Genomic DNA, 13,769 nt, shown 5'->3' on the forward strand with positions numbered 1-13,769 from the left:
TTTTTATTCTCAGTGGATTTCTTGTCATGTATGCCGTGGATGCGACAGCGTGCAAACGGTCCCGGGCGATGTGCGAAGTCACCGATGACCGAACGCGGACACCGGATTGGGCAAACGACGTCCCTCAACGAGCCATCGATGCGACGCCTGCCTCCAACAGCAGACGGCCCGTCTCGAACAGCGGAAGCCCCATGACCCCCGAGTAGCTGCCTTCCAGATTGGCCACGAAAAGCGCCCCGTACCCCTGGATACCGTAACCGCCAGCCTTATCGGCCGGCTCGCCGGTCTCCCAATAGCGGCGCGCCTCCTCCTCGTCGATCTCGCGAAAGCGCACGCGACTCTCGCTGAGCGCGGTCCGCTCCTGGTCCGGGGTCATGAGCGCAACGGCCGTGAGCACCCGATGGGTCCGGCCCGACAACGCGGCGAGCATGGCCAGCGCATCGGTCGAATCGCGCGGCTTGCCTAGGACACGCTCGCCCAAGACCACTGCGGTGTCCGCCGCCAGGACCGGCAGACGATCGCCCCTGCTCGCTCGATCGCAGCCGGCGCGCCCCTTCTCGACGGCGATCCGCAGGACGTAGTTCTCTGGGGATTCGTCAGGGAATCGCCGCTCGTCCGTGTCCAGCGACAGCCGCGCGAATCGCACCCCGATCTGGGTCAGCAACTCCGCGCGGCGCGGCGAATTCGAGGCCAGATAGATCTGAGGTCGAGGCTCTAGCACGCGTCACGTGTCTCCGTCTGCTGCGCGGCGACCCAACGCCTCCACGCGGTCGTTCCGGTCATCCTGCCGAGGAACATGGGCGGCGCTATAGGAAAGCCGCTGATCGAGCGAAAAGGCGCACGGATGGCCGCACTGGAGCGCTGAACAGCGAGCGTTTCATTTCGAACCGACGAACCGTCCCATACACCTCAGCGTCGAAACCGCCCCTTTCAACCGCCCCGATGATAGGGGTGCCCCTGATTCAGGGTCCAGGCGCGATAAATCTGCTCGGCAAGCACCACGCGCACCAGTGGATGGGGAAAGGTCAGCGCGGAAAGAGACCAGCGCTGGTCGGCGCGATCGAGACACGCCCGGGCCAGTCCATCGGGGCCACCGACCAGCAGGGCGCGATCGCACCCAGCGCCGAGCCAGTCCGTCAGATGGCCCGCGAGCCGCTCCGTGCTCCAGACCTGCCCGAGCACGTCGAGCACCGTGACCCCGGCGCCCTTAGGAATCGCCTTGAGGATACGCCGCCCCTCTTCCTCGCGTGCCTGTTCGGCGGAGGTCGAACGTCCACGACGAAACGGCTCGATCTCGATCAGGTTCAAGGCGCATTCGTGCGGCAGCCGTTTGGCGTATTCCGCATAGCCCTCCTCGACCCAGCCAGGCATGCGCCGGCCGACACTGATGATATGTATTCTCACCTCTGGCCGTTTTCCCTCGCTGAAATGGCTTGCCATGATCGCCCATGCGGTCACCCGACGTAAATCCACGAATCCCCGGCTTTCAGGTCGAATTGGCTTCGGTTATGATTCTACGGTTAAATTTTGGGTGCGTCCGCGCAGCGGGCACGAACTGAAAGAGTCTTCACGCACGGGCTAAGGCACAGCGGAGAAACGCATGGGATTCGGTGGCATCAGCATCTGGCAGCTCCTAATCGTTCTGGTCATCATCCTCCTGTTGTTCGGCACCAAGCGCTTGAAAAACGTCGGCTCCGACCTGGGCGACGCTATCAAGGGCTTCCGTCGCTCGATAGCGCAAGAGGACGACGAGAGCGATGCGCCCAGCACCCGCGATCCGCTCGACCAGGGCGCCGCGCGACGAACCGACCAGCCGAGTCCCGGCGCCCAAAGCACGCGCGAAAACGACCGCGACCGCGCCTGAAGGCATCGAAAACCATCGCTAGCGACCACCAGAGAGAGCAGGATTCACTATGTTCGACATCGGCTTCACTGAACTGCTGCTGATCGGCGTCGTGGCGCTGGTGGTACTGGGTCCGGAGCGCCTTCCCAAGGTTGCCCGCGTAGCCGGCATGTGGGTGGGCAAGGCCCGCCGCACCCTGGCCTCGGTCAAGCAGGAGATCGATCGCGAGCTAAAGGCCGAGGAGCTCAAGACCATCCTCGAACGCCAATCCCAAATCGACCCGCTCGAAAGCATCCTGGAGGAGACGCCCAAGACGACCTCCTCCCAATCCACCCCGAATGCCCAGCCCTCCCCAGCCAAGCCGGAACCTCCCGCGCGCGACTGAGCACCCAGGATTTCCCGTTGCGCCGCCGCGACACCCTCGCCTGTCGGACGGCCAGATATTCCATCCGTCCATCGCTATACACACAGACGACGAGGTCTATCCTTGAATCCGCTGCCCACCCAAGAATCCGGAAAACCGGCTCTCAAATCCGTTTCGCCCTGGCGCCGATCCGCCGTCGCGCTCTTCGCCCTGACCGCACTGGCGGCGCCCATCGCGCTCTATGCGGCACCGGCCGGCACCCAGGTAGCCCTGCTCGGCATCCCGCTCGAATTCCTGCTCTTCGCCCTGACGCTGGTCGGCGTGGCCGTCTTCCACAACCAGACGCTCCTGGTGGCGCTCACCGGCCTGACCGCCATCACCGCCTACAAATGGGGCATCGCCGGCTTCGAGCAGGGCATGGGACTCGATGGGCTGCTGCACCATCTCGAACATGAGTGGGTCGTACTAATCAACCTGCTGGGGCTGCTGCTCGGATTCGCACTGCTCGCACGTCACTTCGAAGACAGCGGCGTACCCCGCGTGCTGCCGCGCTTCCTGCCGCAAGGGGCGCTCGGCGCCTTCACGCTGCTGTGCCTCATCTTCGTGATGTCGGCCTTCCTCGACAACATCGCCGCCGCGCTGATCGGCGGAACCATTGCCGCAAGCGTCTACAAATACAAGGTCCACATCGGCTATCTCGCCGCCATCGTCGCCGCCTCCAATGCGGGCGGAGCGGGCAGCGTCGTGGGCGACACCACGACCACCATGATGTGGATCTCGGGGGTCGGCCCACACGAGGTTCTACACGCCTTCATCGCCGCAGGCGCAGCCCTCGTCTTGTTCGGCATACCGGCCTCGATCCAACAGAGCCGTACCGCCCCCATCGTGCGCGATACCTCCGACGATGCGCGGATCGACTGGGACCGACTCTGGATCGTCGGCGGCATCCTTGCGGCGGCCGTCGCCACCAACGTCATCGTGAACTGGGCCTTCAAGGACATCGCCGAGAGCTTCCCCTTCCTGGGCGTCGCGGTCTGGGCCGCCATCCTGGCCGCCATGCGCGTGCGTCAGCCCGAATGGGGCCTGCTGCCCGAGGCATTCAAGGGCAGCCTCTTCCTCTTGTCCCTCGTCTTCTGCGCCTCCATGATGCCAGTCGACAAGCTGCCCGAGGCATCCTGGTACTCGGCCCTGACGCTGGGTTTCGTCTCCGCCGTGTTCGACAACATCCCGCTGACGGCCCTGGCCATCGAGCAGGGTGGATTCGATTGGGGCGTCTTAGCCTTTGCGGTCGGCTTCGGCGGCTCCATGATCTGGTTCGGCAGTTCCGCAGGGGTCGCGCTTTCGAACATGTACCCGCAGGCGAAATCGGTCGGCGCCTGGCTGCGCAACGGCTGGCACATCCCGATCGGCTATATCGCCGGTTTCACGCTGCTGCTGCTCACGCTTGGCTGGAGACCTGAAACGCCGCACCAAACCACCCATGAGATCGACGCGCCCACGGAACAGGGCATCGTGCGGCCGGCACAAGAACCACGGGCACCGCTTGCCTTCCAACCTCAGCATGCTCAGGAGTCGATCCAATGATCAAATTTCTGGTTCCTGTCGATGGCTCGGAATTCGCGGATCGTGCCGTCAAGCACCTCATCAAGATGGCCCAATGCCAGCAGCCGGCCGAGATCCATCTGGTCAATGTGCGCAAATCGATCGATGCCTGGGAGGTCCGCCGTTTCCTCAAGGACCACGAGATCGCCGAGGCCCAGCAGAGCGAGGGCGAGAGCGACATGCAGTCGGCTCGCGCCCTGCTCGATGAGGCGAAGATGGACTACAAGGCCCATGTACTGGTCGGCCCCATCGCGCAGACCATTGCCAAGCTCGCCGAAGATCTCGGCTGCGACACCATCGTCATGGGAACCCACGGACGGGGCGAACTGGCGAACCTGGTCATCGGTTCAGTCGCCGCCAAGTTGATCCATCTGGTGAAGATCCCGATCACCCTGGTCAAATAACGACCCTCCCGGCCGAGCGCCGCGCCGACGCGGCGCTCGGCACTGTGCCGAACGCGCATCCGCCCCCACCTAGGGGTCAACAACAGCTGCCTAGAAGTCGTCCGATGCTGCGTCGCCTATTGCCCGTCCTCATCCTCTGCGCCGGATTCGGTGCCTTTTTCATCCTCAAAGCAACCCGCCCCACCCCACAGCCGGTCGAACCCAAGGAAAAGGTTTGGCGCGTCCAGGTGCAGACCGTCACACCATCCGACCATCAGCCGTTGCTATCGCTGTTCGGGCAGGTCGAGGCCCCGGACCGCATCCACGCCACCGCGCCTGTCAGCGGACAACTGATCGAGATCCAGGTCCGCGACGGCGAGCAGGTCCCGGCCGGGGCGCTGCTCGCCCGACTCGACCCGCGCGACCTGGAGCCGCGCCGGCTCAGGGCACGCGCCCAGCTTGAAAAGGAACGGCTGCGTCAGACGCACGACCGCGAGGCGCTCGAACAGGAACGCGAGCTGCTGCAATTGGCCGAAGCCGCACTCGAACGCGCCGAACGGGTGCAGTCCAAGAAATTGGGCTCGGCCTCCAGCGTCGACGCAGCGCGCGAGACCCTGGCCCGCGCACGCCTGTCGGTCACGCTGCGCGAGCAATCCATCGCCGAACAGCCCGCGCGCACCGCCATCCTGGAGGCCGAACTGGCCGAGGCCGAGCGTGATGCCGCGCGCAGCGAGATCCGCGCGCCCTTCCCCGCCCGCATCGGTGCGGTCGAGGCCGCCGCCGGAGATCAACTGAAGGCCAACCAGGCCATCCTGACGCTCTATCCGCTCGACGGACTCTATGTCCGTGCCAAGGTACCCGGCGCCTATGGTCCCGAGCTGCGCCAGGCGCTGGCCGCAGGCATCCGGCTGGAGGCGCACGGCACGCAGGCCGGCCGGCCCGTGACGGCCGTGCTGGAGCGCATCTCGGGCGAGGCCGACGCGCGCGGCGTGGATGCGCTGCTGCGTCTGGCGCCGGAGACGCAGCTGCCGCTCGGCGCCTTCGTCCAGCTGCGGCTTCAACGGCCGATCGCACCCGACACCATCGCGATCCCCTTCTCCGCGCTGCATGGAGGCGACCGTCTGTTCCTCGTCGAGGACGGGCGGCTGCACGCGATCCAGGTCGAACGCATCGGCGAGCTGGACGGCGGCGATGGCGCTCAGCAGGCGGTGCGCGCGCCCGGCCTAGCCGACGACTCCAAGGTGATGATCACCCATCTGCCCAACGCGGTGGAGAGCCTCAAGGTCGAAACGATCCAGTGACGGGAGAACGAGCGTGAGACGAGGTCTGATCGCGATCTTCGCCCGTCACAGGTTGCTCGCCAACCTGCTGATGGGCCTCATCTTCATCCTCGGCGCCATCGCGTTGAGCCGCATGAACGTCCAGTTCTTCCCCACCTTCGCCCTCGACATCGTCTCGGTGCGCGTGGTCTGGAGCGGCGCCGCCGCCGAGGACGTGGAGAACGGCATCGTCATCCCGCTGGAGGAACGGCTCAAAACGGTCGACGGACTCAAGAAGCTCACCTCGACCGCCGCCCAGGGCATCGCCAGTCTCTCCCTGGAGCTGAAGGAAGGAACGGACCCGCTGCTCGCACTGGACCAGGTCCGCCAGCGGGTGGATGAGTTCCGCAACCTGCCGCAGGAGGCCGAGACGCCGCAGATCGTGCGGGTCTCGCGTTACGACTCGGTCGCGCGGCTGCTGGTCTCGGGACCGAACCTGGCCGATATTCGGCCCTGGGTGCGACAGTTCGAGCGCGAACTCCTGGCGCGCGGCATCGACCGCATCGACATCACCGGACTGCCCGAGGAACGCATCGCGATCGAGGTACCGGGCGCGGCGCTCGAAACGCTGGATCTTTCGCTCGACGGCATCGGCGAACAGGTCAACCGACTGGCGCGCGACATCCCATCCGGGGTCGCAGGCGACGCCGACGGGGCACGCGAGCTGCGCGGCCTGGAACAGCGTCGCGACCCGCTCGCCTTCGAGGATCTCGCCATCCTGAGCGAGGACCGCGCCCTGACCCGGCTCGGCGACGTGGCCACCATCGTGCGCGAGGCCCGCCCGGGCAGCCTGACGCTCTCGCAGATCCAGGACGACACGGCGGCGGACGGACCGGCGACGGTGGAGCTGCTGGTCCAGCGCGCCGAGAATGGAAACTCGCTCACCTCCGCGCGCATCTTCGACGACTGGCTCCAGGACACCAAGCCGACGCTGCCGCCCAGCATCGGCTTGACCGTCTTCGATGCCCAGTGGCGCACCATCAAGGACCGCATCGACCTGCTGCTGCGCAACGGTCTGCAGGGCTTCACCCTGGTGATGCTGCTGCTCTTCATCTTCCTGCCGGGACGGGTCGCCTTCTGGGTGGCGATGGGCATCCCGACCGCCTATCTGGCGGCGCTGACGCTGCTCTGGGCCTTCGGCGGCACCATCAACATGATCAGCCTCTTCGGCCTGCTGCTGACGCTCGGCATCATCGACGACGACGCCATCGTGATCGGCGAGTACGCCGAATCGCGCTTCCGTCAGGGCATGGCCCCGGCCGAGGCCGCCATTGCCGGCGCGCGACGCATGTTCTGGCCGGTGATGGCCTCGGCCCTGACCACCATCGCCGCCTTCCTGCCGCTGATGCTGGTCGGCGGCATCATGGGCAACATCCTGGGCGACATCCCTTTCGTCGCCATCATGGTACTGATCGCCTCGCTGGTGGAGGTGTTCCTGGTGATGCCGGCCCATCTGCGCGCCGCCTTCGCCCATCAGGTCCGCCAGCAGACCCCGGCCTGGCGCCGCAAGGTCGACGCCGGATTCGATCACGTCCGCGACCGGCTCTATCGCCCCCTGGTCACGGCCGCAGTGCACAACCGAGGCATCACCGTGAGCCTGGTCGCGGCCATGCTGTTCCTGGCGATCGGTCTGATCGCCGGCGGACGCATCCAGTTCGTCTTCTTCCCGACGCCGGAACCCCAGTCCATCTTCGCCAACGCCACCTTCGTCGCCGGCACGCCGCGCGAGCGCACCGGCGAGTTCCTGGAGGAGATGCAGCAGGCACTGCTGAAAACAGAGCGCGACCTGGGCGGCGATCTCGTCGAATCCGCCGTCGCCCGTCTCGGCGCGACCGTCTCGGTCGATGTCGGCGCCGGGGCCAAGGGCGATCAGCTCGCCTCCATCCTGGTGCAGCTCGTACCTTCCGAGCGTCGCGATGTGCGCAACGAACGCTTCCTCAAGACCTGGCGCGAGAACATCCGGATGCCCGCCGGGCTCGAAAGCCTGGTCCTATCGGCGCGGCGCGCCGGTCCGCCCGGACGCGACCTGACCGTCCGCCTCACCGGCGACGACGCCATGCGACTCAAATCGGCCGCACTGGAACTCGCCCAAAGCATGGAGGGCGTGCCGGGCGTCTCCGATATGCTCGACGACATGCCCTATGGGCGCGAGCAGCTCATCTATCGACTGACCCCGGCCGGACAGGCGCTCGGTCTCACCACCGAGAGCCTCGGCCGCCAGTTGCGCGCCGCCTACGACGGCCATCTGGCGCAGCTGGTCCAGGCCGGACAGGATGAGCTGGAGGTGCGCGTTCTGCTGCCGCGCGGCGAACGCACCCGGCTCAATTCGCTGGAACAGCTGCGGATCCGCACACCCGACGGCCGGTTCGTACCGCTGACCACGGTCGCCTCCTGGGAGACCCGACAGGGCTTCGAGGCACTGCGACACGCCTCCGGACAACTGGCGGTGGAGGTCTCGGCCGACATCGACCGGGCGCTCGCCACGCCGGATAACGTGCGCGAGGCGCTCTCGCGCGAATTGCTGCCGAGACTGGCCAGGGACTACGGCATCGAGTACAGCTTCGAGGGTCGCGCGGCCGACCAGCGCGAAACGCTGGGCGACATGCGGCTGGGACTCATCCTGGGGCTGGGGATGACCTACATCATCCTGGCGGCCGTTTTCTCAAGCTGGGGCTGGCCACTGGTGGTCATGACCGCGATCCCGCTCGGGCTGATCGGAGCGATCGCCGGACACTGGCTGCTCGGGATCGATCTGACATTGCTCTCGCTGTTCGGCCTGTTCGGACTTTCCGGCATCGTGGTCAACAACGCCATCATCCTGGTCAGTATGTACCACGAGCTGCGCGAGACCGGCATGGAGGTCGACGAGGCGCTGATCGAGGCCGCCTGCTCGCGGCTGCGGGCCATGGTGCTCACCTCGGCCACCACGGTCGTCGGCCTGGGACCGCTGATCTTCGAGACCAGTCTCCAGGCCCAATTCCTCATCCCCATGGCCGTCTCCCTGGCCTTCGGCGTGACCTTCGCCACCGTGCTGGTGCTGCTCTTCACCCCAGCGCTGCTGTCGCTGCACGAAAGTCTGCACCAGCGCATGAGCCGGCTCTGGGACTGGCTGAGCGGAGACACCTTGCGCAAACCGGCAACCGGCTCCTGATCCGAACGGGAAAATCGAACCGCAAAGGCGCAAAGGACGCGAAGAGGGATCGGGGTTCGGAAAGCGTCCGCCCCCATCTCAAGGATGAGCGTCAGATACCAAGCAAGCCATTGAATCCTTATGCGAACGGGAGAATCGAACCGCAAAGGCGCAAAGGACGCGAAGAGGGATCGGGGTTCGTAAAGCGTCCGCCCCCCATCTCAAGGATGAGCGTCAGGTACCAAGCAAACCATTGAATCCTTTGCGCTCTTTACGCCTTCGCGGTTCAACCCCTCTTTACTGAAACGGGGGGATCGGAGGCGAGGCCGTCTCGGCCTAAACGGCCCGACGGCGCTGCCACAGGTAGTAACCGATCAGGGTCAGAACGACGAACCCGAGCGCGGCGGCGGTCACCAGCGGCAGATCGCGCTGCAGCAGTTCCTCGTTGCCGCCGATGAAATAGCCGAGCGCGATCAGAACCGCCGACCAGAGTCCGGCGCCGAGCGCGGTGTAGGCCGCAAAGGTCGACAGACGCATGCGGCAGAGCCCGGCGGGCAGGGAGATCAGCTGGCGGATCCCCGGAATCAGACGGCCGGTGAAGACGGAGATGGCGCCGTGTCTGGCGAAGAAGGCGTCCGACTTGTGCAGCATCGTGGGACGGATGAAGAAATACTTCCCGTAGCGCTCCAGGACGGGCCGTCCGAGCATGAGCGCGAAGAAGTAGTTGAAGAAGGCACCCGCCAAGCTGCCGGCCAGCGAGGCGGCCAGGATGAAGCTCAGATCCATCTTGCCCTGATAGGCGAGATAGCCCGCCGGAATCAGCACCACCTCGCTGGGAAAGGGAATGAAGGAGGACTCAATCGCCATCAAGGTGAAGATACCCGCGTACCCCCAGCCATGAACCGTCATCAGGATCCAGTCGATGAATTCGTGCAGCATTCCAGAGAGACCTCGGTCGAGTAGATGTTCCGATGCGTCGTTCGCACCCCCGCAGACGCGCGCACCCTATCAGATCACCCCGATCGCGTGGAGGAAAACGACCACCACCAGTGCCGGCGACACATAGCGCACCAGGAATCGCCACCCGCGATAGGCGATGGATTCGCCCATCTGGAGTTCATCGCGTGTCGAGGCGCGGGACATGATCCAGCCGGCGAAGAGCGCGATAAAGAAACCGCCGAGCGGCAACAGTATATTGGCGGTCAGATAGTCGACCAGGTCGAAGATCGTCTTGCCGAAGAGCTGGAATTCCTCGCCCGACAGGAGATTGAACGACAGCAACGTCCCAAGCCCCAGGAACCAGGCCAGGGCGCCGACGAAGGCGGCGGCCGGGACGCGCTTCATGCCGTGATTCTCGACCAGCCAGGCAACGGCCGGCTCGATGATCGAGATGGCGGACGACCAGGCGGCGAAGACCAGCAGCACAAAGAAGAGGGTGCCGAAGAGCTGGCCGAAGGGCATGGCGCCGAAGGCGATCGGCAGGGTCTGGAAGATGAGTCCGGGTCCGGCGGCCGGCTGCAATCCGTTGGCGAAGACGATGGGGAAGATGGCCATGCCCGCCAGCAGAGCGACGGCGGTATCCGCGATCACGATGACCAGCGTCGCGCGCGCGATCGAGGCATTGCCCGGCATGTAGGAGCCGTAGACCATGATGGCGCCCATGCCGAGACTCAGCGTGAAGAAGGCGTGGCCGAGCGCGACCAGAATGGGCTCGCCGCTGAAGCGGCAGACCTCGGCACCGGCCGCATCCAACTCGCAATGAAAGAAGACCTTGCCGAAATCGGGGCTGAAGAGAAAATCGAGCCCCTTGCCGAAGGCACCCAGGCTCATGGAATAGGCCACCAAAATCAGCAGCAGCAGAAAGAGCGCCGGCATCAGCAAGGTGACGGCCTTCTCCAAACCGCCTCTCACACCGCGCGCCACAACGACCATGGTCATGACCATGAAGAGGGTGTGCCAGACGAGAAGGGTCCCGGGCGAGGCGAGAAAACCCTGGAACAGACCCACCACCTGCTGGGCGTTCGCGCCGGTGAACGAGCCAACGGCGGTCTGAAAGACGTAGGCGAGCGCCCAACCGGCGATGACGCTGTAGTAGGACAGGATCAGAAACCCTGTGATGACGCCGCCCCACCCGAGCAGGCTCCACGCCGGATGCGCGCCCTCATCCTTGACCAGCGCGCGCATCGTGTTGATCGGGCTCTGACGGCCTCGCCGGCCGAGGAGGATCTCGGCGATCATGATGGGCGCACCGATCGCTGCGATACAGCAGAGATAGATGATGACGAAGGCGCCGCCCCCGTTCTCTCCTGTGATGTAAGGAAATTTCCAGATGTTCCCCAGCCCGACGGCGGAGCCGACGGCCGCAAGGATGAAAACGAACCGGGACGACCATTGGCCGTGAATGGAGCTTCGCTGTTCCGACATAGACGCTCGTCCACCACTGACTGTTGCTGACCCGCCACATTCTCTGTGAAGCGGATCGACGTAACAAGTTGAATAACCTTGAAACCGAGCGACGAAAACGGGCACCACTCAGGTGCAGGACACACCAGGACACGCACTCGCATCGCACATAAAAGAAGAGCGCAACCCGAGGGGTGCGCTCCATGCTGGTGTTGGCCGGGACACACGCCCCGGCCAAACGCACTGGATCAGAGCAGCGGAACCAGCAGCAAGGCTACGATGTTGATGATCTTGATCAACGGGTTGATCGCCGGACCAGCGGTGTCCTTGTAGGGGTCGCCGACGGTATCGCCGGTGACGGCCGCCTTGTGGGTCTCGGAGCCCTTGCCGCCGAAGTTGCCTTCCTCGACGTACTTCTTGGCGTTGTCCCAGGCACCGCCGCCGGTGCACATGGAGATGGCCACGAAGAGACCGGTGACGATGGTGCCGATCAGCATGCCGCCCAGTGCGCGGATGCCGGCGCCGTCGCCCATGAGGATGTTCATGCCCATGGCGACCGCGACCGGAACCAGGATCGGCAGCAGCGAGGGGATGACCATCTCCTTGATGGCGGCCTTGGTCAGGAGGTCGACGGCACGGGAGTAGTCCGGCTTGGCGGAGCCGTCCATGATGCCCTTGATCTCCTTGAACTGACGGCGAACCTCCATGACGACCGCGCTGGCGGCGCGGCCGACGGCCTCCATCGCCATGGCGCCGAACAGATAGGGCACCATACCGCCGATGAAGAGGCCAATGATGACGGCCGGGTCGGACAGCATGAAGTCCTGCATCTTGCCGGCCGCTTCCAGGTTGTGGGTGTAGTCGGCGAAGAGCACCAGCGCAGCCAGACCGGCGGAGCCGATGGCGTAGCCCTTGGTCACGGCCTTGGTGGTGTTGCCCACGGCGTCGAGCGCGTCGGTGGTCTTGCGCACGTCCTCTGGCAGACCGGACATCTCGGCGATACCGCCGGCGTTGTCGGTGATGGGACCGTAGGCGTCGAGCGCGACGATCATGCCGGCCATGGAGAGCATGGCGGTGGCGGCGATGGCGATACCGTAGAGATCGGCGACCCCGTAAGCGGCCCAGATGGCGACGCAGACCGCGAGAACGGGCAGCGCGGTCGACTTCATGGAGATGGCCAGACCCGCGATGACGTTGGTCGCGTGACCGGTCTGAGATGCCTCGGCGACGTACTGGACCGGGTGGAACTCGGTCGCGGTGTAGTACTCGGTGATGAACATGAGCGCTGCGGTCAGACCCAGACCGATGAGCGCGCAGAAGAGCATCGAGAAGAAGTGATCGCCCATGAGCAGGCCGGTCACGACCGCGAACATGATGAAGGCGAGACCGCCCGCGACCGCCGTGCCCTTGTAGAGCGCGGTCATGATGCGACCGCCATCGGTGGCCTTGACGAAGTAGGCGCCGACGATGGAGGCGATGATGGAGACTGCGCCCAGCGCGAGCGGGTAGATGACGTAGTCGATGTCGAAGCCACCGGCGGCCTTGGACAGCAGACCGCCCAGAACCATGGTGGCGATGATGGTGACCGCGTAGGTCTCGAAGAGATCGGCCGCCATGCCGGCGCAGTCACCGACGTTGTCGCCCACGTTGTCGGCGATGACCGCCGGGTTGCGCGGATCGTCCTCGGGGATGCCGGCCTCGACCTTGCCCACCAGGTCCGCACCGACGTCGGCGCCCTTGGTGAAGATACCGCCACCCAGTCGAGCGAAGATGGAGATCAGCGAGCCGCCGAAGGCGAGACCGATCAGGGCGTGCAGGGCCGGCTCGTCGGCGCCCAGGAAGAGGAAGTAGCCCGCCACCCCAATGATGCCCAGACCCACCACCAACATGCCGGTGACGGCACCGCCGCGGAAGGCGATGGCCAGAGCGGACTCGAGGCTCACGGTCGCGGCCTGAGCGGTGCGCACGTTGGAGCGCACCGACACGTTCATGCCGATGTAGCCGGCGAGACCGGAGAGGATGGCACCGATGGCGAAGCCGCCGGCCGTGGCCAGGTCGAGCATCAGCCACAGCACGATGAAGAGCGCCGCACCCACCATGGCGATGGTGCTGTACTGGCGGTTGAGGTAGGCCCTGGCACCGGTCTGAATCGCTGCCGCAATTTCCTGCATGCGTTCGGAGCCGGCGGACTGGGAGTTGATCCAGGCCACGACGACGAGGCCGAAGATCACAGCCAGCGCTCCGGCACTGATCGCAAACCAAAGGACGAAATCTGTTGACATTGAGATCCCCCCGTTACGGGTTTTCGTTGGTATGAGCCGAGCGAAATGGGCGACCAATCGCAACGTCGGGATACAGCAGCGGACGGACCGATTAGCCGCCAAAACGGCACGGAACTTTAACATAAAGGTCTTGGTCTTTAAGCGCTCAGCCCATACTTACTCGTCCGCCGCGAGAAAATGCCCTGGTTCAAGCATCGCCGATCGCGTTAAGCGCCGGTCCCCACTGGCCGGCTCCCTGCTTCGACCTCCGCAGTGCAGTCCTTTTTTTTCATCGACTTGGAGTCGTGCGCCGGATCGACATGACGCCGAAGCACCGCTCTCGCCACAGACGTTCCCCGAGTTCCTGAGCGGGCTCAAAAATTCCTTAATGCTCTTTATTGTCCGAAGCAGGGTTAAAACCACCGCCTTTAGGCGGTCAGATTTATCTTTGAAGCCTTTTGCAA

Annotated in this window: 11 protein-coding genes; 6 read left to right on the plus strand and 5 right to left on the minus strand. The window is 65.0% G+C overall.

The annotated features are described in order from the left end of the window. Positions 1-124: 124 nt before the first annotated feature. Together ACFSJC_RS17970 and rlmH are read right to left on the minus strand one after the other, a co-directional pair. Positions 125-721: a Maf family protein gene (locus ACFSJC_RS17970; protein WP_386028566.1), complete on the minus strand. Its 597-nt coding sequence runs from the start codon at positions 719-721 to the stop codon at positions 125-127. A 209-nt stretch (positions 722-930) separates the two neighbouring features. Further along, positions 931-1,404 (minus strand): 23S rRNA (pseudouridine(1915)-N(3))-methyltransferase RlmH, encoded by a 474-nt coding sequence (gene rlmH, locus ACFSJC_RS17975; RefSeq protein ID WP_386028567.1) that lies wholly within the window; start codon positions 1,402-1,404, stop codon positions 931-933. Between the two features lie 196 nt (positions 1,405-1,600). On the opposite strand from rlmH, the gene tatA reads away from it, so the two are divergent. The 6 genes from tatA (at position 1,601) to ACFSJC_RS18005 (ending at position 8,662) form a co-directional block, all read left to right on the plus strand. After that, a complete protein-coding gene (tatA, locus tag ACFSJC_RS17980) occupies positions 1,601-1,864 on the plus strand; it encodes a twin-arginine translocase TatA/TatE family subunit (RefSeq protein ID WP_386028568.1) in 264 nt (87 codons plus the stop codon). A gap of 49 nt (positions 1,865-1,913) precedes the next feature. Beyond that, positions 1,914-2,228 carry a Sec-independent protein translocase protein TatB gene (gene tatB, locus ACFSJC_RS17985; RefSeq protein WP_386028569.1) on the plus strand — a complete coding sequence of 105 codons (315 nt, stop codon included), beginning with the start codon at positions 1,914-1,916 and terminating at the stop codon, positions 2,226-2,228. A gap of 102 nt (positions 2,229-2,330) precedes the next feature. Further along, entirely contained in the window at positions 2,331-3,791 is a 1,461-nt protein-coding gene (locus tag ACFSJC_RS17990) for a citrate transporter (RefSeq protein WP_386028570.1), read from the plus strand. Then, a complete protein-coding gene (locus ACFSJC_RS17995; protein WP_386028571.1) occupies positions 3,788-4,213 on the plus strand; it encodes a universal stress protein in 426 nt (141 codons plus the stop codon). Before ACFSJC_RS17990 ends, ACFSJC_RS17995 begins: the two co-directional genes overlap by 4 nt. A gap of 104 nt (positions 4,214-4,317) precedes the next feature. Then, positions 4,318-5,493, plus strand: coding sequence for an efflux RND transporter periplasmic adaptor subunit (locus ACFSJC_RS18000; protein WP_386028572.1), 1,176 nt, complete (start codon positions 4,318-4,320; stop codon positions 5,491-5,493). Between the two features lie 13 nt (positions 5,494-5,506). Further along, positions 5,507-8,662, plus strand: a complete 3,156-nt coding sequence (locus ACFSJC_RS18005) for an efflux RND transporter permease subunit (RefSeq protein ID WP_386028573.1) — start codon at positions 5,507-5,509, stop codon at positions 8,660-8,662. Positions 8,663-8,977: 315 nt separating this feature from the next. Here the strand turns inward: ACFSJC_RS18005 and ACFSJC_RS18010 are convergent, their stop codons facing one another. From ACFSJC_RS18010 to ACFSJC_RS18020, 3 genes are all read right to left on the minus strand, one after another. Further along, positions 8,978-9,580 carry a DedA family protein gene (locus ACFSJC_RS18010; protein ID WP_386028574.1) on the minus strand — a complete coding sequence of 201 codons (603 nt, stop codon included), beginning with the start codon at positions 9,578-9,580 and terminating at the stop codon, positions 8,978-8,980. Between the two features lie 69 nt (positions 9,581-9,649). After that, complete coding sequence (locus ACFSJC_RS18015; RefSeq protein ID WP_386028575.1) at positions 9,650-11,065, minus strand: sodium-dependent transporter; 1,416 nt, start codon at positions 11,063-11,065, stop codon at positions 9,650-9,652. Positions 11,066-11,292: 227 nt separating this feature from the next. Further along, positions 11,293-13,326, minus strand: coding sequence for a sodium-translocating pyrophosphatase (locus tag ACFSJC_RS18020; protein ID WP_386028576.1), 2,034 nt, complete (start codon positions 13,324-13,326; stop codon positions 11,293-11,295). Positions 13,327-13,769 lie beyond the last annotated feature (443 nt).

Origin of the sequence: Thiorhodococcus fuscus (assembly GCF_042682685.1) — a bacterium.
GTDB classification, from domain to species: domain Bacteria; phylum Pseudomonadota; class Gammaproteobacteria; order Chromatiales; family Chromatiaceae; genus Imhoffiella; species Imhoffiella fuscus.